This window comes from Pseudomonas fluorescens (genome assembly GCF_030344995.1).
GTDB classification, from domain to species: Bacteria; Pseudomonadota; Gammaproteobacteria; order Pseudomonadales; family Pseudomonadaceae; genus Aquipseudomonas; species Aquipseudomonas fluorescens_BF.
On record NZ_CP128260.1, the window covers coordinates 1,418,287 to 1,439,824 of the forward strand.

The following is a 21,538-nucleotide window of genomic DNA, read 5'->3' on the forward strand; positions in this document are numbered from 1 at the left end:
AAGTCACCGCGACAAGCATGCATTCAGCTTTTGTCAGGTCGAACCAAACCTTGATTTCGGCATCTATAACCCCGACTCGTCGTGGTTATCGCCGAGGGTGCCAGATCCAGAAGATCGGGCTCGATGGCTGACACTGCACTCTGCAATCCATATGAATTTGATAGGGAAGGAACACTACATGGCTCTTACTAAAGACCAACTGATCGCCGACATCGCTGAAGCTATCGACGCGCCGAAAACCACCGCGCGTGCCGCTCTGGACCAACTGGGCCAAATCGTTGCCGATCAGCTGGAAAACGGTGCCGAAATCACTTTGCCAGGTATCGGCAAGCTGAAAGTGACCGAGCGTCCTGCCCGCACTGGCCGTAACCCATCGACTGGCGCTGCCATCGAAATCCCTGCCAAGAAAGTGATCAAGCTGGTTGTGGCCAAAGGCCTGACCGACGCTGTGAACAAGTAAGACGCAGCGATAAAAAAACCGTGCACCGGAGCGATCCGGGCACGGTTTTTTTGTGCCTGCCGATTGTGTTTCAGCAGTAGCGGCGGCTGCTTGCGATCAAGCGCCGCCCCGGTTGAAACGTATTACTTGCGCACCCAGCGTTCGCGCCGCCAGATCTGCTGTTCGGACTTGGTCTGGAAGGTCCAGGCGACGAAGCGACTCTGTTTCTGCCCCTGGGACATTTCCACCACCTGGCTTTCCAGCGCGCCGACCTTTTTCAGTGCGGTTTCGATGGCAGGCAGGTTCGAAGCTTTCGAGACCAGGGTGCTGAACCACAACACCTTGTGCGCAAAGTTCGCACTTTCGGCGATCAGTTGCGTCACGAAACGCGCTTCGCCGCCCTCACACCACAGCTCGGCCGACTGACCACCGAAGTTCAGCACCGGCAGTTTGCGTTTCGGGTCGGCCTTGCCGAGGGCGCGCCATTTACGCTCGCTGCCCTTGGTGGCTTCTTCCATCGACGCGTGGAACGGCGGGTTGCACATGGTCAGGTCAAAGCGCTCGCCCGGCTCCAGCAGGCCGATCAGGATATGCTTGCGGTTCTCCTGCTGGCGAAGCTGGATGACCTTGTTCAGGTCGTTGGACTGGACGATGGCCCTGGCGGCGGCCACGGCGGTCGGATCGATCTCCGAGCCGAGGAAGTGCCAGCGATATTCGCTGTTGCCGATCAGCGGATACACGCAGTTGGCGCCCATGCCGATATCCAGCACATTGACGATGGCGCCGCGCGGGACCACGCCGTCGTTGTTGCTGGCCAGCAGGTCAGCCAGGAAGTGGATGTAGTCGGCACGGCCCGGCACCGGCGGGCACAGATAATCGGCCGGGATGTCCCAATGCTGGATGCCGTAGAACGACTTGAGCAGCGCCCGGTTGAACACACGCACCGCATCGGGACTGGCGAAGTCGATGCTTTCCTTGCCGTACGGATTGGTGATCACGAACTTCGCCAGTTCTGGCGTGGTCTTGATCAGCGCCGGGAAGTCGTAACGACCCTGATGGCGATTGCGCGGGTGCAGGCTGGCTTCTTTACGCGGTTCCACGGGTTTGGCCGGGGTGGCGGAGTCAGGCTTCTTGCGCGCAGGTTTCGGTGTACGTGGGGCGTTCATGGGCGTGGTCGATTCGGGTAGGGCTGAAAGTGGCGGCCATTGTCCCACAGGGAGCCGTGTTGTTGGCCGGAAAAGTGCCGGGCACAAAAAAGGGAGGCCCTTGCGGGCCTCCCTTTTTCAGTGCGATTTGCCGTTACAGGCTGGCAATCCGCGCGTGCTGCTCGGCCAGCTTGGCCAGAGCCTGTTCGGCTTCGGCCAGTTTGGCGCGCTCCTTCTCGATGACTTCGGCCGGGGCCTTGTCAACGAAACCGGCATTGGACAGCTTGCCGCCAACGCGCTGGACTTCGCCCTGCAGACGCAGGATTTCCTTGTCCAGACGCGCCAGCTCGGCGTTCTTGTCGATCAGGCCGGCCATTGGCACCAGCACTTCCATCTCGCCAACCAGCGCAGTGGCAGACAGCGGCGCTTCTTCGCCGGCCGCCAGCACGGTGATCGATTCCAGACGCGCCAGCTTCTTCAGCAGCGCTTCGTTCTCGGTCAGGCGGCGCTGGTCTTCAGCGGTGACGTTTTTCAGGTAGATCGGCAGCGGTTTGCCCGGGCCGATGTTCATTTCGCCACGGATGTTGCGGGTGCCGAGCATCAGGCCCTTGAGCCATTCGATGTCGTCTTCGGCCGCCGGATCGATGCGCTCTTCGTTGGCCACCGGCCATGCTTGCAGCATGATCGTCTTGCCCTGAATGCCGGCCAGCGGCGCGATGCGCTGCCAGATTTCTTCAGTGATGAACGGCATGAACGGGTGCGCCAGACGCAGCGCCACTTCCAGTACGCGAACCAGCGTGCGACGAGTGCCGCGCTGACGCTCGACCGGCGCGTTTTCGTCCCACAGCACTGGCTTGGACAGTTCCAGGTACCAGTCGCAGTACTGGTTCCAGATGAACTCGTACAGCGCTTGCGCCGCCAGGTCGAAACGGAACTGATCCAGTTGACGGGTCACTTCGGCTTCGGTGCGTTGCAGTTGCGAGATGATCCAGCGGTCCGCCAGCGACAGCTCGTAGGCTTCGCCGTTCTGGCCGCAGTCTTCGCCCTTGTCCAGAACATAACGCGCGGCGTTCCAGATCTTGTTGCAGAAGTTGCGATAGCCTTCGACGCGGCCCATGTCGAACTTGATGTCGCGGCCGGTGGACGCCAGCGAGCAGAAGGTGAAACGCAGGGCGTCGGTGCCGTAGCTGGCGATGCCGTCGGCGAACTCGTCGCGGGTCTGCTTCTCGATCTTCTTCGCCAGTTTCGGCTGCATCAGGCCGGAAGTGCGTTTCTGCACCAGGGTTTCGAGCTCGATGCCGTCGATGATGTCCAGCGGGTCCAGGACATTGCCCTTGGACTTGGACATCTTCTGGCCCTGACCATCACGCACCAGACCGTGCACGTAAACGGTCTTGAACGGAACCTGCGGCGTGCCGTCCTCGTTCTTGATCAGGTGCATCGTCAGCATGATCATCCGGGCAACCCAGAAGAAAATGATGTCGAAACCGGTGACCAGCACGTCAGTGGAGTGGAATTTCTTCAGGAACTCGGTCTTTTCCGGCCAGCCCAGGGTGGAGAAGGTCCACAGGCCCGAGCTGAACCAGGTGTCGAGAACATCGTTGTCCTGTTGCAGCGCAACGTCCGGGCCGAGGTTGTGCTTGGCGCGTACCTCGGCTTCGTCGCGACCGACGTAGACCTTGCCCGACTCGTCGTACCAGGCCGGAATCCGGTGGCCCCACCACAGCTGACGGCTGATGCACCAGTCCTGGATGTCGCGCATCCACGAGAAGTACATGTTTTCGTACTGCTTCGGCACGAACTGGATACGGCCGTCTTCAACGGCAGCAATCGCAGGCTCGGCCAGCGGCTTGGTCGATACGTACCACTGGTCGGTCAGCCACGGCTCGATTACGGTGCCGGAGCGGTCGCCTTTCGGCACTTTCAGGTTGTGATCGTCGACGCTGACCAGCAGGCCGGCGGCGTCGAACGCGGCCACGATCTGCTTGCGGGCTTCGAAACGCTCGAGGCCGGCGTACTCGGCCGGAATCTTGCCGTCGATGCTGTCGTTCAGCGTGCCGTCGAGGTTGAACACTTGCGCTGCTGGCAGCACGTTGGCGTTCTTGTCGAAGATGTTCAGCAGCGGCAGGTTGTGGCGCTTGCCGACTTCATAGTCGTTGAAATCGTGGGCCGGGGTGATTTTCACGCAGCCGGTGCCGAATTCAGGATCGCAGTAATCGTCGGCGATAATCGGAATGCGGCGGCCGACCAGCGGCAGCTCGACGAACTTGCCGATCAGGGCTTTGTAGCGTTCGTCGTTCGGGTTCACCGCGACGGCGGAGTCGCCGAGCATGGTTTCCGGACGGGTGGTCGCGACGATCAGGAAATCGTTGCCTTCAGCGGTTTTCGCGCCGTCGGCCAGCGGGTACTTCAGGTTCCACAGGAAACCTTTCTCATCGTGGTTTTCCACTTCGAGGTCGGAAATCGCCGTGTGCAGTTTGGTGTCCCAGTTGACCAGGCGCTTGCCGCGATAGATCAGACCGTCTTCGTGCAGGCGCACGAACGCTTCTTTAACGGCTTCCGAGAGGCCGTCGTCCATGGTGAAGCGCTCGCGGCTCCAGTCCACGGACGAGCCTAGGCGGCGGATCTGACGGCTGATGTTGCCGCCGGACTGATCCTTCCATTCCCAGACTTTCTCGAGAAATTTCTCGCGGCCCAGATCGTGGCGGTTCTGGCCCTGGGCTTCGAGCTGACGCTCCACCAGCATCTGCGTGGCGATACCGGCGTGGTCGGTGCCCGGCTGCCACAGGGTGTTGCGACCCTGCATGCGGCGGAAACGGATCAGGGCGTCCATGATCGCGTTGTTGAAACCGTGACCCATGTGCAGGCTGCCGGTGACGTTCGGCGGCGGGATCATGATGGTGTAGGAGTCGCCCGCGCCTTGCGGGGCGAAGTAGTTCTCGGACTCCCAGGTGTTGTACCAGGAAGTTTCAATGGCGTGCGGCTGGTAGGTCTTATCCATGCGCGGCGGGACCCTATTGGCATTTATTCAGGAAAAGCCGGGAAGTATAGCGGGGCATGGGGCGCAGGGCGAGCGGGGCGGGCCGGGTGGAGACTTAAATGTGTGAGCTGGCTTGCCAGCTCACACAGGAGATTCGGGAATTATTCGTACTGGCCGAGAAGCCGTTCCATCCGCGCCTCGAGGCGACGTTTGATTTCGGTTTCGATGTGCGGGGCGAAATCGTCGATCACGTCCTGCATGATCAGTTGCGCCGCGGCGCGCAGTTCGCTGTCCAGGTGCAGGAGGGCGTCAGGGCCTTTATCCACAGGCGCAGCGGCAGGCTGCGCGGCAGGCGTCGGCGCGGGTGCAGCCTCGACAGCTTGCGGTGTGTTGTCGACCGAGTCGAACAACATTGGAATCTGTTCCTGTTCGCCATCGTCGACCGTGTCGGTCAATAGCGGCGGTTGCAGGTTGTCATCGCCCAGCAACTGGCGGATCGACTCGAGGTCATCCAGCAGGTGCGCGGGTTTTTGCAGCGGTTTTGGAGTGTCCATCGGCGTACTCAGAGTCGCTGTAAACGGTGGTCTTGCAGAGGATAGCCCTGTTCGCGGTAGAAACGGAAACTCTCACGCGCCGCAGTGCGGATCGCCGGATCTTCCACCACAACCTCCGCCACCCGGGCGAATTTGTTGGCGAAAACCGGGACTTTCAGGTCGAGGTTGACCAGCAGATCCGTGTGTTGGCCACAGTCCTCGCCCAATCCCAACACGATCAAACCTTCCGGTTCGCTTTCAGCCGGGCCGTGAGGCACGAAGGTTTCACCCTTGAACGCCCACAATCGCGCATCGAGATCGTCACGCTGGGCGGCATCGCTGCAATGCAGGTAGATGTGGTGCCCCATGCGCCAGGCTTTCTCGGTGAGCTTGCAGGCAAAGTCCAGGCGAGCCGAAGGATCGGCGCTGGGCAGGATATAAAAGTCGACTTTGGTCATTGCGGTTCCTGAGCTGAAAGCGGCGCCTCTCAAGAGAGGCGCCGCTCGCAGTCATCGGTTTCAGGCTTTGGCGCGGTCCAGCAGGTATTGGGTCAGCAGCGGAACCGGACGGCCGGTGGCGCCCTTGTCCTTGCCGCCGCTGGTCCAGGCGGTGCCTGCGATGTCCAGGTGCGCCCAGTTCAGGTTCTTGGTGAAGCGCGACAGGAAGCAGGCAGCGGTGATGGTGCCGGCTTTCGGCCCGCCGATGTTGGCGATGTCGGCGAACGGGCTGTCCAGTTGCTCCTGGTACTCATCGAACAGCGGCAGTTGCCAGGCGCGGTCGTCGGCAGCCTTGCCGGCGCTCAGCAGTTGCTCGATCAGCTCGTCGTTGTTGCCCAGCAGGCCCGACGTGTGGGCGCCCAGAGCAACGACGCAGGCACCGGTCAGGGTGGCGATGTCGATCACCGCTTGCGGTTTGAAGCGCTCGGAGTAGGTCAGGGCGTCGCACAGTACCAGACGGCCTTCGGCGTCGGTGTTGAGGATTTCCACGGTCTGGCCGCTCATGGTGGTGACGATGTCGCCCGGACGCGAAGCGGTGCCGCTCGGCATGTTCTCGGCGCAGGCCAGGATGCACACCAGGTTGATCGGCAGTTTCAGTTCCAGCACGGCGCGCAGGGTACCGAACACGCTGGCGGCACCACCCATGTCGTACTTCATCTCGTCCATGCCGGCGCCCGGCTTCAGGCTGATGCCGCCGGTGTCGAAAGTGATGCCTTTACCGACCAGTGCGTAAGGCTTCTCGGATTTCTTGCCGCCGTTGTATTGCATGACGATCAGGCGCGGCGGCTGGGCGCTGCCCTGGCCGACGGCGTAGAACGAACCCATGCCCAGCGACTTGATCTTCTTCTCGTCGAGGACTTCGACTTTCAGATCCTTGAACTCTTTGCCGAGGTTCTTGGCTTGCTCGCCGAGGAAGGTCGGGTGGCAGATGTTCGGCGGCAGGTTGCCCAGGTTACGGGTGAGCGCCATGCCGTTGGCGATCGCGGTGGCGTGGTTCACGGCGCGTTGCACTTCGGCCTGAGCGGCCTTGATGGTCAGCAGGGTGATTTTCTTCAGGGCGCGCGGTTCGGCTTTCTGGCTCTTGAACTGGTCGAAGGTGTATTCGCCATCGACCAGGGTTTCGGCCAGCAGGCGGGTCTTGCCGTAGCTGTCGCGGTTCTTGACGATGATTTCATCGAGCGCCAGCACAGCATCGCTGCCGCCCAGGCCTTTGAGGGTGTTGAGGATGCCGGCGACGATCTTGCGGAATGGGCGGTCGCCCAGTTCTTCATCCTTGCCCACGCCGACCAGCAGCACGCGTTCGGTTTTCAGGTTCGGCAGGCTGTGCAACAGCAGGCTCTGGCCGACCTTGCCGGCCAGGTCGCCACGCTTGAGCACGGCGCTGATGGCGCCGCCGCTCAGTTCGTCGACCTGCCTGGCGGCAACACCGAGTTTGCGGCCTTCGCCGACGGCAACCACCAGGGTGGCGGTTTTCAACGTTTCTGGGCTAACGCTTTTTACAACCAGTTCCATGTCCGGATCCCTGAATGAATGGTCAACACGCAGGCGTTCGACGTGTCCGCCGTCGCCTGCTTATAGAGAGAAGAGGCGCAGGCCAGTGCCTGCGACAGAGGCGGCAGTTTGAACCGCGCTCACCGCGCCTGACAACCCTCGGTTGTACGATCTTCAACGGATTGCACGCTTGCGTGAGTGTGCGCAGTGACAGGCGCCCTCAATCACAGGATAATGCCGCATCTTTTTTCGACGGCTCTGCCTTGCGGGCCCGTTGATATGTTTGCTTGTTTGGCCGCCTTAGCCTGACAACCCTGGAGTGTCTGGTTTGATCGTCTTCCGTTATCTGTCCCGCGAAGTCCTGTTGACCCTGAGTGCGGTAAGCGCCGTGCTGCTGGTCATCATCATGAGCGGTCGCTTCATCAAATACCTTGCCCAGGCCGCCGCGGGCCAGCTCGATCCGGGATCGCTGTTCCTGATCATGGGCTTCCGTCTGCCGGGCTTCCTGCAACTGATCCTGCCGCTGGGCCTGTTTCTCGGGATCCTGCTGGCGTACGGCCGGTTGTACCTGGAAAGCGAGATGACCGTGCTCTCGGCCACCGGCATGAGCCAGCAGCGTCTGTTTCGCATGACTCTGTTTCCGGCCACCCTGGTGGCACTGGTGGTGGCCTGGCTGAGCCTGAGCCTGGCCCCGCAAGGCGCCAACCAGTTCCAGCTGCTGCTGAACAAGCAGGACGCCCTGACCGAATTCGATACCCTCGAGCCCGGCCGCTTCCAGGCCTTGCGTGACGGTACGCGGGTGACCTACACCGAAACCCTGAGCGACGATCGGGTCAACCTCGGCAGTGTGTTCATCTCGCAGAAGAACCTCGGCGCCAACCAGAAGGATCGCGGGATTTCCGTGCTGGTGGCTGAAAAAGGCCGTCAGGAAGTGCGTCCTGACGGCAACCGCTACCTGATCCTCGACAACGGCTACCGCTACGACGGCAGCCCGGGTCAGGCCAACTACCGCGCCATCCACTACGAAACCTACGGTGTGCTGCTGCCCAAGCCGGATGTCAGCGAGGAAGTCACCGACCGTGATGCCATGCCGACCTCGTCTTTGCTGGGCAGCGACGACATTCGCTCGAAAACCGAACTGCAATGGCGTCTGTCGCTGCCGTTGCTGGTATTCATCGTGACCCTGATGGCGGTGCCGCTGTCGCGGGTCAACCCGCGTCAGGGGCGTTTCCTCAAGCTGCTGCCGGCGATTCTTCTTTATATGGCTTACCTGACCATCCTGATTGCCGCTCGCGGCGCCCTCGAGAAAGGCAAGATTCCACCGGCGCTCGGATTGTGGTGGGTGCACGCGATCTTCCTGGTCATCGGTCTCGGCCTGCTGTACTGGGAGCCTCTGCGCCTGAAACTGGCCAGCCGTCGCAGCGCAGCGCTGGAGGTGGCCCGTGGTTAAACTCGACCGCTACATCGGCAGCAGCGTATTTGTCGCGATCATCGCGGTGCTGGCGATCATTCTCGGCCTGGCTACCTTGTTCGCATTCATCGACGAGATGGGTGACGTCAGCGAAACCTACACCCTGGTCGATGTCCTGAGCTTCGTACTCCTGACCGCGCCGCGCCGCATGTACGACATGCTGCCGATGGCGGCGCTGATCGGCTGCCTGATCGGCCTCGGCAGTCTGGCGAGCAGCAGTGAGCTGACGGTAATGCGCGCTGCAGGTGTGTCCATCGGACGTATCGTCTGGGCGGTAATGAAGCCGATGCTGGTGCTGATGCTGGCTGGCGTACTGATCGGCGAGTACGTGGCGCCGGCCACCGAAAGCATGGCCCAGGCCAACCGTTCGCTGGCGCAAGGCAGCGGCGATGCGCAAAGTGCCAAGCACGGCATGTGGCACCGTCAGGGCGAGGAATTCATTCACATCAACTCCGTGCAGCCCAACGGTCGCCTGTATGGCGTGACCCGCTATCACTTCGACAAAGAGCGTCATCTGCTGAGCTCGAGCTTCGCCAAGCGCGCCGAGTTCGACACCGATCACTGGCAGCTGACCGACGTGACCACCACCAAATTCCACGAGCGCAGCACCGAAGTGGTCAATACACCGGTCGAGCGCTGGGATGTTTCGCTGAGCCCGCAATTGCTGAGCACTGTGGTGATGGCGCCGGAATCGCTGTCGATCACCGGTCTGTGGGGTTATATCCACTATCTGGCCGATCAGGGCCTGAGCAACGGACGTTACTGGCTGGCATTTTGGGTCAAGGTGTTGCAGCCGCTGGTGACCGCCGCGCTGGTGCTGATGGCGATCTCCTTCATCTTCGGTCCGTTGCGTTCGGTGACCCTCGGTCAGCGGGTATTCACCGGGGTATTGGTGGGTTTCACCTTCCGCATCGTTCAGGATCTGCTGGGTCCGTCCAGTCTGGTGTTCGGCTTCTCGCCGCTGTTCGCGGTGCTTGTACCGGCTGGCGTTTGTGCGCTGGCGGGTGTCTGGCTGTTGCGTCGAGCCGGTTGATGAACAAGGTTTCACCCACGCTTTAGCCTTGAAAACGCCTCGGTCGCCAGACCGGGGCGTTTTTGCATGCAATCCGGGTGACAGGCGAACGTGACGCTTGCGCCGTGTATCAGGTACAATTCCCGGCTATTTTTCGGCGGGCCAAGCCTGCAGCCTTTTTGAGTGTTGATCCGTGAGTGATTTGAGTCATATCCGCAATTTCTCCATCATCGCCCACATTGACCATGGCAAGTCGACGCTGGCTGACCGTTTCATCCAGATGTGCGGTGGCCTGGCCGAGCGTGAAATGGAAGCCCAGGTACTGGACTCCATGGAACTGGAGCGCGAACGCGGGATCACCATCAAGGCCCACAGCGTTACCCTCTATTACAAGGCCAAAGACGGCGTCACCTACCAGCTGAACTTCATTGACACCCCGGGCCACGTCGACTTCACCTACGAAGTCAGCCGTTCCCTGGCCGCGTGTGAAGGTGCGTTGCTGGTGGTCGATGCGGGGCAGGGTGTTGAAGCCCAGTCCGTGGCCAACTGCTACACCGCCATCGAGCAGGGCCTCGAGGTCATGCCGGTCCTGAACAAGATCGACCTGCCACAGGCCGAGCCTGATCGCGTCAAGGACGAGATCGAGAAGATCATCGGCATCGACGCCACCGACGCCGTCACCTGCAGCGCCAAGACCGGCCTGGGTGTCGACGAGGTTCTGGAGCGTCTGGTTACCACCATTCCTGCGCCGACCGGCAACATCGAAGATCCGCTGCAAGCGTTGATCATCGACTCATGGTTCGACAACTACCTGGGCGTTGTTTCCCTGGTGCGCGTGCGTCACGGCCGCGTGAAGAAGGGTGACAAGATTCTGGTGAAGTCCACCGGCAAGGTGCATCTGGTCGACAGCGTTGGCGTGTTCAACCCGAAACACACCGCTACCGCTGACCTGAAGGCCGGCGAAGTGGGCTTCATCATCGCCAGCATCAAGGACATTCACGGTGCGCCGGTCGGTGACACCCTGACCCTGAGCTCCACTCCGGACGTACCGGTGCTGCCAGGTTTCAAACGCATCCAGCCGCAGGTTTACGCCGGTCTGTTCCCGGTCAGCTCCGACGACTTCGAGGACTTCCGCGAAGCGCTGCAGAAACTGACCCTCAACGACTCGTCGCTGCAATACACACCGGAAAGCTCCGACGCACTGGGCTTCGGCTTCCGTTGCGGCTTCCTCGGCATGCTGCACATGGAGATCATCCAGGAGCGCCTGGAGCGCGAATACGACCTGGACCTGATCACCACGGCGCCAACCGTAATCTTCGAACTGGTGCTGAAAACCGGTGAAACGATTTACGTCGACAACCCGTCGAAGCTGCCGGACGTCTCGTCGATCGAAGACATGCGCGAGCCGATCGTGCGCGCCAACATCCTGGTACCGCAGGAACACCTGGGCAACGTCATCACCCTGTGCATCGAAAAACGCGGTGTGCAGGTCGACATGCTGTTCCTCGGCAATCAGGTACAAGTGACCTACGACCTGCCGATGAACGAAGTGGTCCTGGACTTCTTCGATCGTCTGAAATCCACCAGCCGCGGCTATGCTTCGCTGGACTACCATTTCGATCGCTACCAATCGGCTAATCTGGTGAAACTGGACGTGCTGATCAACGGCGACAAGGTCGACGCTCTGGCGCTGATCGTGCACCGTGACAATTCGCACTTCAAAGGTCGCCAGTTGACCGAGAAGATGAAAGAACTGATTCCTCGTCAGATGTTCGACGTGGCCATCCAGGCTGCCATTGGCGGTCAGATCGTCGCCCGGACAACCGTCAAGGCGCTCAGAAAGAACGTATTGGCCAAGTGCTACGGCGGCGACGTCAGCCGTAAGAAAAAACTGCTCGAGAAGCAGAAGGCCGGTAAGAAACGCATGAAACAGGTCGGCAACGTGGAAATTCCACAAGAAGCCTTCCTCGCCGTGCTCAGGTTGGAATAGTCAGGTCCTATGTCACTAAATTTCCCGCTGTTGCTGGTCATTGCCGTGTTCGTCTGCGGTCTGTTGGCGTTGCTCGATCTGTTGATCCTGGCACCGCGTCGGCGTGCTGCCATCGCCTCCTATCAGGGTAGCGTCAGCCAGCCTGATGTGGTGGTGGTCGAGAAGCTGAACAAGGAACCGCTTCTGGTCGAGTACGGCAAGTCGTTCTTCCCGGTGCTGTTCATCGTGCTGGTGCTGCGTTCGTTCCTGGTGGAACCGTTCCAGATTCCGTCCGGTTCGATGAAACCGACCCTGGACGTTGGCGACTTCATTCTGGTGAACAAGTTTTCCTACGGGATCCGTTTGCCGGTGATCGACAAGAAGATCATCGAAGTCGGTGATCCGCAGCGCGGCGATGTGATGGTGTTCCGCTACCCGAGCGACCCGAACGTCAACTACATCAAGCGTGTGGTCGGCCTGCCGGGCGATACCGTGCGGTACACCGCCGACAAGCGCCTGTTCGTCAATGGCGAGTCGATTGCCGAGCAACTGGTCGGCTCCGAGCCGGGCACGCTGGGCAGCGCGGAACTCTACAAGGAAAAACTCGGCGCCGCCGAGCACCTGATCCGCAAGGAAATGAGCCGCTACCGCGCCACGCCGGACCATACCTGGACCGTGCCGGCCGGGCACTACTTCATGATGGGCGACAACCGCGACAACTCGAACGACAGTCGCTACTGGGATGATCCGAACATTCCCAAGGATCTGCTGGGCATGGTTCCCGACCAGAACATCGTCGGCAAGGCCTTCGCGGTCTGGATGAGCTGGCCGGAACCGAAACTCAGCCACCTGCCGAACTTCTCGCGGGTCGGCCTGATCAAGTAAACAAACACGGCGCTGTTGACCACAGCGCCGAATGCATTTCTGGCGTCGGCACAACCGGCTCCGGGGCATGAAGCCACGATATTCAGGACGTCATTTTTGAACACAGCGTTAATTGTCCCAGGCCTGCGCCGTATCCCGGCGATGGCAGTGGAATCCAGCCACGAACTCAGCGTGGGTAAACCGTGAGCGTTTCTCTAAGCCGTCTCGAGCGTCAGCTCGGTTACACCTTCAAGGACCAGGAACTGATGGTCCTGGCCCTTACGCACCGCAGCTTTGCCGGACGCAACAACGAGCGTCTGGAATTCCTCGGCGATGCGATCCTCAACTTTGTTGCCGGCGAAGCCCTGTTCGACCGTTTCCCGCTGGCTCGCGAAGGCCAGTTGTCGCGTTTGCGCGCACGGTTGGTAAAAGGTGAGACGCTGGCAGTGCTGGCCCGTGGTTTCGATCTGGGCGATTACCTGCGTCTGGGTTCCGGTGAGTTGAAGAGTGGCGGATTCCGTCGCGAATCGATTCTGGCCGACGCCCTGGAAGCACTGATCGGTGCGATCTACCTCGACGCCGGCATGGAAGTCGCCCGCGAACGCGTATTGGCCTGGCTGGCCGGCGAGTTCGAAGGCCTGACGCTGGTCGATACCAACAAGGATCCGAAGACCCGCCTGCAGGAATTCCTGCAATCGCGCGGCTGCGAACTGCCGCGTTATGAAGTGGTGGATATCCAGGGCGAGCCGCACTGCCGTACCTTCTTCGTCGAGTGCGAAGTTGTCCTATTGAATGAAAAAAGCCGGGGTCAGGGTGTGAGCCGTCGCATTGCCGAACAGGTAGCGGCCGCCGCAGCACTGATTGCCCTGGGTGTGGAGAATGGCAATGACTGATACAAACGCAACGCGCTGTGGCTATGTTGCCATCGTCGGCCGTCCCAACGTGGGCAAGTCCACGCTGCTGAACCACATCCTCGGCCAGAAGCTGGCGATCACCTCGCGCAAGCCGCAGACCACTCGCCACAACATGCTCGGGATCAAGACCGAGGGCGACGTGCAGGCGATCTACGTCGACACTCCCGGCATGCACAAGGGTGGCGAAAAGGCCCTGAACCGCTACATGAACAAGACCGCTTCGGCGGCGTTGAAAGACGTCGATGTGGTGATCTTCGTGGTCGACCGCACCAAGTGGACCGAAGAGGACCAGATGGTCCTGGAGCGCGTGCAGTACGTGACCGGCCCGCTCATCGTCGCGCTGAACAAGACCGACCGCATCGAAGACAAGGCCGAGCTGATGCCGCACCTGTCCTGGTTGCAGGAACAGCTGCCGAACGCGCAGATCATTCCGATTTCGGCGCAACAAGGGCACAACCTCGACGCGCTGGAAAAGGTCATCGCCGACCATCTGCCGGAGAACGATCACTTCTTTCCGGAAGACCAGATCACCGACCGCAGCAGCCGTTTCCTTGCCGCCGAACTGGTGCGCGAGAAGATCATGCGCCAGCTCGGCGCCGAGCTGCCGTACCAGATCACCGTGGAAATCGAAGAGTTCAAGCAGCAGGGCGCGACCCTGCACATCCATGCGCTGATCCTCGTCGAGCGTGATGGCCAGAAGAAAATCATCATTGGCGACAAGGGCGAGCGCATCAAGCGCATCGGCACTGAGGCGCGCAAGGACATGGAGCTGCTGTTCGACTCCAAGATCATGCTCAACCTGTGGGTCAAGGTGAAGGGCGGCTGGTCTGATGACGAGCGTGCGCTGCGTTCGCTGGGTTACGGCGACCTGTAACACCGGTTTTCTGCTACACCAGAGAACCCCCTGTGGGAGCGGGCTTGCTCGCGAATGCGCCGTATCAGTCGACATATACTTTGACTGACTCACCGCTTTCGCGAGCAAGCCCGCTCCCACAGTAGTTTTGGGGTGTGTGTAAAACTGCGTTTCGTCATCGAGAACTCAATGTCGCAAAACCCGCCTCCCGCCCAGCCCGCCTACGTCCTCCACTCCCGCGCCTACCGCGAAACCAGCGCCCTGGTGGACTTCCTCACGCCGCAAGGTCGGCTGCGGGCGGTATTGCGCAGTGCGCGGGGCAAGGCCGGGACGCTGGCGCGACCATTCGTGCCGCTGGAAGTGGAGTTTCGCGGCAAGGGTGAGTTGAAGAATGTCGGGCGAATGGAAAGCGTCGGCAGCGCAACGTGGATGGTCGGCGAGGCGCTGTTCAGCGGCCTGTATCTCAATGAACTGCTGATTCGCCTGTTGCCAGCCGAAGACCCGCACCCGGCGGTGTTCGATCATTACGCCGCGACCTTGCTGGCATTGGCCGAAGGCCGGCCGCTGGAGCCACTACTGCGTTCCTTCGAATGGCGGCTGCTCGACGACCTTGGTTACGGTTTCTCCCTGAACACCGACATCAATGACGAGCCTATCGCTGCGGACGGTCTCTACCGCTTGCAGGTGGATGCCGGACTCGAGCGGGTCTATCTGCTGCAACCCGGCCTGTTCAATGGCACCGAACTGCTGGCCATGGCCGAAGCCGACTGGTCGGCCCCCGGCGCATTGTCCGCCGCCAAGCGCTTGATGCGACAAGCGCTGGCCGTGCATCTGGGCGGTCGTCCCCTCGTCAGTCGCGAGCTGTTTCGCAAGCCCTGATCTCACCGTATGCTGTGCGCCGAATCTTTCCATTCAGGAGCGCATCCGTGACCACCAGCAATCGCATTCTTCTTGGCGTGAACATCGACCACGTCGCCACCCTGCGTCAGGCCCGTGGCACGCGCTATCCGGATCCGGTCAAGGCTGCGCTGGACGCGGAAGAGGCGGGCGCCGACGGCATCACTGTGCACCTGCGCGAAGACCGTCGACACATTCAGGAACGCGACGTGCTGTTGCTCAAGGATGTGCTGCAAACCCGCATGAACTTCGAAATGGGCGTCACCGAAGAAATGATGGCGTTCGCCGAGCGCATTCGTCCGGCGCACATCTGCCTGGTGCCGGAAACCCGTCAGGAATTGACCACCGAAGGCGGTCTGGATGTGGCGGGGCAGGAAGAGCGGATCAGGGCGGCGGTCGAGCGTCTGTCGAAGATCGGCAGCGAGGTATCGCTGTTCATCGACGCCGACGAGCGGCAGATCGCTGCGTCGAAACGTGTCGGCGCACCGGCCATCGAGCTGCACACCGGGCGTTACGCCGATGCCGAAACTCCGACCGAAGTGGCTGAAGAGCTCAAGCGTGTTGCGGATGGCGTGGCCTTCGGTCTGGCCCAGGGCCTGATCGTCAATGCCGGCCACGGCCTGCACTATCACAACGTCGAGGCTGTAGCCGCGATCAAGGGCATCAATGAGCTGAACATCGGCCATGCGCTGGTGGCGCACGCGTTGTTCGTCGGCTTCAAGTCGGCGGTGTCGGAGATGAAAGCGCTGATTCTGGCGGCTGCCAAACACTAAGTATCAACATCCTGTGGGAGCAAACTTGCTCCCACATTTGTTTTGGGGATGGGTTAAAGCGGGGCGGGTTCTTGAGCCGGTTTCGATTTGTCGATCCCCGGCACATGCAGGTTGCCCTCGGCCACCTGATCACCTTCAAGCTGCGGCTGGGTCACCCAGGTGAGAATGTCGTAGTAGCGACGGATGTTCGCCACGAAATGCACCGGTTCGCCGCCGCGGGCGTAGCCGTAGCGGGTCTTGCTGTACCACTGTTTCTGCGACAGGCGCGGCAGGATCTTTTTCACATCCAGCCACTTGTCCGGGTTCAGCCCTTCCTTGGCCGCCAGCTTGCGTGCGTCATCCAGATGACCGCTGCCGACGTTGTAGGCCGCAAGAGCAAACCAGGTGCGATCCGGTTCCTGAATCGATTCGTCGAGCTGATCCTTCATGTAGGCCAGGTACTTGGCGCCACCCATGATGCTCTGTTTCGGATCGAGGCGGTTGGACACGCCCATGGCCTGGGCGGTGTTCTGGGTCAGCATCATCAGACCGCGCACGCCGGTCTTCGACGTGACCGCCGGTTGCCACAGCGATTCCTGATAACCGATGGCCGCCAGCAGGCGCCAGTCGACTTTTTCTTTCTTGGCGTAGGCCTTGAAGTGCTGTTCGTATTTGGGCAGCCGCTGCTGCAAATGCTGGGCGAAGGTGGTGGCGCCCATGTAGCCGAGGACGTCGACGTGGCCGTAGTAACGGTCTTTCAGACGTTGCAGGGTGCCGTTCTTCTGCACCTTGTCCAGATAACTGTTGATCTCGTTGAGCAGGCTGTTGTCTTCACCGGCGGCCACGGCCCAGCTCTGGCTGCGGGCATCGCCGAGGTCGAAGGCCACGCGGATGTTGGTGAAGTACACCTGGTTCATCGCCACTTCGTTGGAATCGACCAGGGTCAGGTCGATCTGACCTTCATCGACCATGCGCAGCAGGTCGACCACTTCAACGGCGTCGGATTCTTCGTATTGAATGGCGGGATATTTCTGTTTCAGTTCCGCCAGTTGTTCGGCGTGGGTGCTGCCCTTGAGCACCATGATCTTCTTGCCCACCAGATCGCCGGCGTCGGTGGGGCGTGACTGGCCGTTGCGATAGATGATCTGCGGGGTGACTTCGAGGTAGGAGCGGGAGAAGCGCACCTGTTTCTTGCGCTGTTCGCTGCTGACCAGACCGGCGGCCGCCAGTACCGGGCCGTTCGGCTTGCCGATCTGGTTGAACAGGTCGTCGAGGTTGTCGGCAGTTTCGATCTTCAGCTCGACACCCAAATCGTCGGCGAAGCGCTTCACCAGCTCGTATTCGAAGCCGGTTTCACCGCTGCGATCCTGAAAGTAGGTGGCGGGGCTGTTTCGGGTGACCACCCGCAGCACGCCATCCTCCTTTACGCGCTCGAGTGTGTTGGGTTTATCAACACAGCCACTGAGCATCAGGAAGAGTCCGGTAGCGATCAGCCATTTGGCGTACCGCGGACGCAAAGCCGTTGGGGAAAACATGTGCGCAGTATACGCAAAGGACAACGGGCGCCATATCTCGACAGTTGCGGGGTTGTCTGCTAGGGATCACAAAACCGCGCGAAACCCCGCAGGAACGGGCCCGAAAGGCATTTTGTGACAGAAAAAATAACCGGCGTTCCTACACTCGTTAAATTTGACCCTCAAGGCAGGAACACCACTCGACATCCGGGTGCAACCGTGCGTAGCGTTTCGGGTGATGTTGAGGGCGGTTTAGGCTAGAATGCACGGCCTCAAAGCACACCCCTTCCCGAGGCTGTCCCGAAGATGTTGATCCTGCGCGGCGCTCCTGCCCTTTCTGCCTTTCGCCACAGCAAACTCCTTGAGCAACTGAGCCAGAAGGTTCCGGCTGTCAGTGGCTTGTATGCTGAATTCGCTCACTTCGCCGAAGTCACTGGCGTCCTGACCGGCGACGAACAGCAGGTGCTTGCGCGCCTTCTGAAGTACGGTCCAAGCGTTCCGGTTCAAGAGCCGACCGGTCGTCTGTTCCTGGTGTTGCCGCGTTTCGGCACCATCTCGCCATGGTCGAGCAAGGCCAGCGACATCGCCCGCAACTGCGGCCTGAGCAAGATCCAGCGCCTGGAGCGCGGCATCGCGTTCTACGTTGCCGGTCAGTTCAGCGAAGCCGAAGCGCAGCAGATTGCAGACGTACTGCATGACCGCATGACCCAGATCGTTCTGGCCAACCTCGAGCAGGCCGCCGGTCTGTTCAGCCACGCCGAACCGAAGCCGCTGACCGCCATCGACATCCTCGGCGGCGGTCGCGCCGCGCTGGAAAAAGCCAACGTCGAACTGGGCCTGGCCCTGGCCGAAGACGAGATCGACTACCTGGTCAACGCCTTCAACGGTCTCAAGCGCAACCCGCACGACATCGAACTGATGATGTTCGCCCAGGCCAACTCCGAGCACTGCCGCCACAAGATCTTCAACGCCAGTTGGGATATTGACGGCGAGAGCCAGGAAAAAAGCCTGTTCGGCATGATCAAGAACACCTATCAGATGCACAGCGAAGGCGTGCTGTCCGCTTACAAGGACAACGCTTCGGTGATCGTCGGCAACGTCGCCGGCCGCTTCTTCCCGGATCCGGAAACCCGCCAGTACGGCGCGGTGCAAGAGCCGGTGCACATCCTGATGAAGGTTGAAACCCACAACCACCCGACCGCGATCGCTCCGTTCCCGGGCGCGTCCACCGGTTCCGGTGGCGAGATCCGCGACGAAGGTGCAACCGGTCGTGGCGCCAAGCCGAAGGCCGGCCTGACCGGCTTCACCGTGTCGAACCTGCAGATCCCAGGCTTCGAACAGCCGTGGGAAGTGCCGTACGGCAAGCCTGAGCGCATCGTCAACGCGCTGGACATCATGATCGAAGGCCCGCTGGGCGGCGCCGCGTTCAACAACGAATTCGGTCGTCCGGCCCTGACCGGTTATTTCCGTACCTTCGAACAGTCGATCAGCACTCCGCACGGTGATGAAGTTCGCGGTTACCACAAGCCGATCATGCTCGCTGGCGGCATGGGCAACATCCGTGAAGAGCACGTCAAGAAGGGCGAGATCGTCGTCGGCTCCAAGCTGATCGTGCTCGGCGGCCCGGCGATGCTGATCGGTCTGGGCGGCGGCGCTGCTTCCTCCATGGCCACCGGCACCAGCTCGGCGGATCTGGACTTCGCTTCCGTGCAGCGTGAAAACCCTGAAATGGAACGTCGCTGCCAGGAAGTCATCGACCGTTGCTGGCAGTTGGGCGACAAGAACCCGATCAGCTTCATCCACGACGTGGGTGCGGGCGGTCTGTCCAACGCCTTCCCGGAACTGGTCAACGACGGCGACCGCGGTGGCCGTTTCGAACTGCGCAACATTCCAAACGACGAGCCGGGCATGGCCCCGCACGAAATCTGGTCCAACGAATCCCAGGAACGTTACGTTCTGGCGGTCGGTCCGGCCGACTTCGAGCGCTTCAAGGCGATCTGCGAACGTGAGCGTTGCCCGTTCGCCGTTGTCGGTGAAGCTACTGCCGAGCCGCAACTGACCGTGACCGACAGCCACTTCGGCAACAACCCGGTGGACATGCCACTGGAAGTGTTGCTGGGCAAGGCACCGCGCATGCACCGTTCGGTGGTTCGCGAAGCCGAGCTGGGCGATGACTTCGATCCGTCGAACCTCGACATCGGCGAAAGCATCGAGCGCGTCCTGCACCACCCGGCCGTGGCGAGCAAAAGCTTCCTGATCACCATCGGCGACCGCACCATCACCGGCCTCGTGGCCCGTGACCAGATGGTCGGCCCATGGCAGGTTCCGGTGGCCGACGTTGCCGTCACTGCCACCAGCTTCGACGTCTACACCGGTGAAGCGATGGCGATGGGCGAGCGTACTCCGCTTGCGCTGCTGGACGCTCCGGCGTCGGGCCGCATGGCCATCGGCGAAACCCTGACCAACATTGCCGCCTCGCGCATCAACAAGCTCTCCGACATCAAACTGTCGGCGAACTGGATGTCCGCTGCCGGCCACCCGGGTGAAGACGCGCGTCTGTACGACACCGTGAAAGCGGTCGGCATGGAACTGTGCCCTGAGCTGGGCATCACCATTCCGGTCGGCAAGGACTCGATGTCCATGGCTACCCGCTGGAACGACAACGGCGAAGACAAGACCGTTACCTCGCCGATGTCCCTGATCGTGACCGGTTTCGCGCCAGTGTCTGACATCCGTCAGACCCTGACTCCGGAACTGCGCATGGACAAGGGCACCACCGACCTGATCCTGATCGACCTCGGTCGCGGCCAGAACCGCATGGGTGCCTCGATCCTCGCCCAGGTTCACGGCAAGCTCGGCAAGCAGGCTCCGGACGTCGATGACGCCGAAGACCTGAAAGCGTTCTTCGCAGTGATCCAGGGCCTCAACGCCGACGGTCACCTGCTGGCTTACCACGACCGTTCCGACGGTGGTCTGCTGACCTCCGTGGTGGAAATGGCCTTTGCCGGTCACTGCGGTCTGAGCCTGAACCTGGACAGCGTTGCTGAATCCTCGGCAGAAATCGCCGCCATCCTGTTCAACGAAGAACTGGGTGCCGTGATCCAGGTTCGCCAGGACGCCACCCCGGACATCCTCGCGCAATTCAGCGCGGCCGGTCTGGGCGACTGCGTTTCGGTGATCGGTCAGCCGATCAACAACGGCCAGATCAACATCACCTTCAACGGTGACACCGTGTTCGAAGGCCAGCGTCGTCTGCTGCAACGTCAGTGGGCCGAGACCAGCTACCAGATCCAGCGTCTGCGCGACAACGCCGACTGCGCCGAGCAAGAGTTCGATGCACTGCTGGAAGAAGACAACCCGGGCCTGAGCGTCAAGCTGAGCTACGACGTCAACCAGGACATCGCCGCGCCTTACATCAAGAAAGGCATCCGCCCACAGGTTGCCGTGCTGCGTGAGCAGGGCGTCAACGGTCAGGTGGAAATGGCGGCAGCGTTCGACCGCGCCGGTTTCAACGCGATCGACGTGCACATGAGCGACATTCTGGCCGGCCGTGTCGACCTGAACGAGTTCAAAGGTCTGGTGGCCTGCGGTGGTTTCTCCTACGGCGACGTTCTCGGCGCCGGTGAAGGCTGGGCCAAGTCCGCGCTGTTCAACAGCCGTGCGCGCGATGCGTTCCAGGGCTTCTTCGAGCGTAACGACAGCTTCACCCTCGGCGTGTGTAACGGTTGCCAGATGATGTCCAACCTGCACGAGCTGATCCCGGGCAGCGAGTTCTGGCCGCACTTCGTGCGCAACCGCTCCGAGCAGTTCGAAGCGCGCGTGGCGATGGTTCAGGTTCAGGAGTCGAACTCGATCTTCCTGCAGGGCATGGCCGGTTCGCGCATGCCGATCGCCATCGCTCACGGTGAAGGCCATGCCGAATTCGAAAGCGAAGAGGCACTGCTCGAGGCCGATCTGTCCGGTTGCGTGGCGATGCGTTTCGTCGACAACCACGGCAAGGTCACCGAAGCCTACCCGGCCAACCCGAACGGTTCGCCGCGCGGGATCACCGGCCTCACCAGCCGCGACGGTCGCGTGACGATCATGATGCCGCACCCGGAGCGTGTGTTCCGTGCCGTGCAGAACTCGTGGCGTTCGGAAGACTGGAACGAAGACGCACCTTGGATGCGTATGTTCCGTAATGCTCGTGTGTGGGTGAACTAAGGGC

General features: G+C 61.2%; 16 protein-coding genes. 10 read left to right on the plus strand and 6 right to left on the minus strand.

The features are described from left to right. Positions 1–178: 178 nt before the first annotated feature. Positions 179–460, plus strand: a complete 282-nt coding sequence (locus QR290_RS06295) for an HU family DNA-binding protein (RefSeq protein ID WP_007957357.1) — start codon at positions 179–181, stop codon at positions 458–460. 122 nt (positions 461–582) lie between these two features. Here the strand turns inward: QR290_RS06295 and rlmF are convergent, their stop codons facing one another. From rlmF to QR290_RS06320, 5 genes are all read right to left on the minus strand, one after another. Further along, positions 583–1,605 carry a 23S rRNA (adenine(1618)-N(6))-methyltransferase RlmF gene (rlmF, locus tag QR290_RS06300; protein ID WP_289204559.1) on the minus strand — a complete coding sequence of 341 codons (1,023 nt, stop codon included), beginning with the start codon at positions 1,603–1,605 and terminating at the stop codon, positions 583–585. 133 nt (positions 1,606–1,738) lie between these two features. Continuing rightward, positions 1,739–4,585, minus strand: a complete 2,847-nt coding sequence (locus tag QR290_RS06305; protein WP_085688963.1) for a valine--tRNA ligase — start codon at positions 4,583–4,585, stop codon at positions 1,739–1,741. A gap of 140 nt (positions 4,586–4,725) precedes the next feature. Then, a complete protein-coding gene (locus tag QR290_RS06310) occupies positions 4,726–5,118 on the minus strand; it encodes a DNA polymerase III subunit chi (protein WP_115076642.1) in 393 nt (130 codons plus the stop codon). Positions 5,119–5,126: 8 nt separating this feature from the next. Beyond that, positions 5,127–5,555: a DNA polymerase III subunit chi gene (locus tag QR290_RS06315; RefSeq protein WP_115076643.1), complete on the minus strand. Its 429-nt coding sequence runs from the start codon at positions 5,553–5,555 to the stop codon at positions 5,127–5,129. Between the two features lie 60 nt (positions 5,556–5,615). Beyond that, a complete protein-coding gene (locus tag QR290_RS06320; RefSeq protein ID WP_115076644.1) occupies positions 5,616–7,106 on the minus strand; it encodes a leucyl aminopeptidase in 1,491 nt (496 codons plus the stop codon). A gap of 307 nt (positions 7,107–7,413) precedes the next feature. On the opposite strand from QR290_RS06320, the gene lptF reads away from it, so the two are divergent. The 8 genes from lptF (at position 7,414) to pdxJ (ending at position 15,838) form a co-directional block, all read left to right on the plus strand. Beyond that, on the plus strand, positions 7,414–8,535 hold the full coding sequence (gene lptF / locus QR290_RS06325; protein WP_064593584.1) for an LPS export ABC transporter permease LptF: 1,122 nt from the start codon (positions 7,414–7,416) through the stop codon (positions 8,533–8,535). Further along, a complete protein-coding gene (lptG, locus tag QR290_RS06330; RefSeq protein WP_115076645.1) occupies positions 8,528–9,589 on the plus strand; it encodes an LPS export ABC transporter permease LptG in 1,062 nt (353 codons plus the stop codon). The genes lptF and lptG overlap by 8 nt, the downstream gene beginning before the upstream one ends. Before the next feature lie 172 nt (positions 9,590–9,761). Then, positions 9,762–11,558 (plus strand): translation elongation factor 4, encoded by a 1,797-nt coding sequence (gene lepA / locus QR290_RS06335; protein WP_115076646.1) that lies wholly within the window; start codon positions 9,762–9,764, stop codon positions 11,556–11,558. A gap of 9 nt (positions 11,559–11,567) precedes the next feature. Beyond that, the gene (gene lepB, locus QR290_RS06340) at positions 11,568–12,422 is read left to right on the plus strand and encodes a signal peptidase I (protein WP_064382430.1); all 855 of its coding nucleotides are present in this window, start codon (positions 11,568–11,570) and stop codon (positions 12,420–12,422) included. Positions 12,423–12,604: 182 nt separating this feature from the next. Continuing rightward, the gene (gene rnc / locus QR290_RS06345; protein WP_011332589.1) at positions 12,605–13,294 is read left to right on the plus strand and encodes a ribonuclease III; all 690 of its coding nucleotides are present in this window, start codon (positions 12,605–12,607) and stop codon (positions 13,292–13,294) included. After that, positions 13,287–14,189, plus strand: a complete 903-nt coding sequence (gene era / locus QR290_RS06350) for a GTPase Era (RefSeq protein ID WP_011332590.1) — start codon at positions 13,287–13,289, stop codon at positions 14,187–14,189. The genes rnc and era overlap by 8 nt, the downstream gene beginning before the upstream one ends. A gap of 168 nt (positions 14,190–14,357) precedes the next feature. Beyond that, the gene (gene recO, locus QR290_RS06355) at positions 14,358–15,047 is read left to right on the plus strand and encodes a DNA repair protein RecO (protein ID WP_289204560.1); all 690 of its coding nucleotides are present in this window, start codon (positions 14,358–14,360) and stop codon (positions 15,045–15,047) included. 47 nt (positions 15,048–15,094) lie between these two features. Next, positions 15,095–15,838: a pyridoxine 5'-phosphate synthase gene (gene pdxJ / locus QR290_RS06360; protein WP_064382428.1), complete on the plus strand. Its 744-nt coding sequence runs from the start codon at positions 15,095–15,097 to the stop codon at positions 15,836–15,838. 53 nt (positions 15,839–15,891) lie between these two features. Here the strand turns inward: pdxJ and mltF are convergent, their stop codons facing one another. Further along, a complete protein-coding gene (mltF, locus tag QR290_RS06365) occupies positions 15,892–17,352 on the minus strand; it encodes a membrane-bound lytic murein transglycosylase MltF (RefSeq protein WP_289204561.1) in 1,461 nt (486 codons plus the stop codon). A 285-nt stretch (positions 17,353–17,637) separates the two neighbouring features. Here mltF and purL point away from each other — a divergent pair, with 285 nt between their 5' ends. After that, positions 17,638–21,534 carry a phosphoribosylformylglycinamidine synthase gene (gene purL / locus QR290_RS06370; protein ID WP_115076649.1) on the plus strand — a complete coding sequence of 1,299 codons (3,897 nt, stop codon included), beginning with the start codon at positions 17,638–17,640 and terminating at the stop codon, positions 21,532–21,534. Positions 21,535–21,538 lie beyond the last annotated feature (4 nt).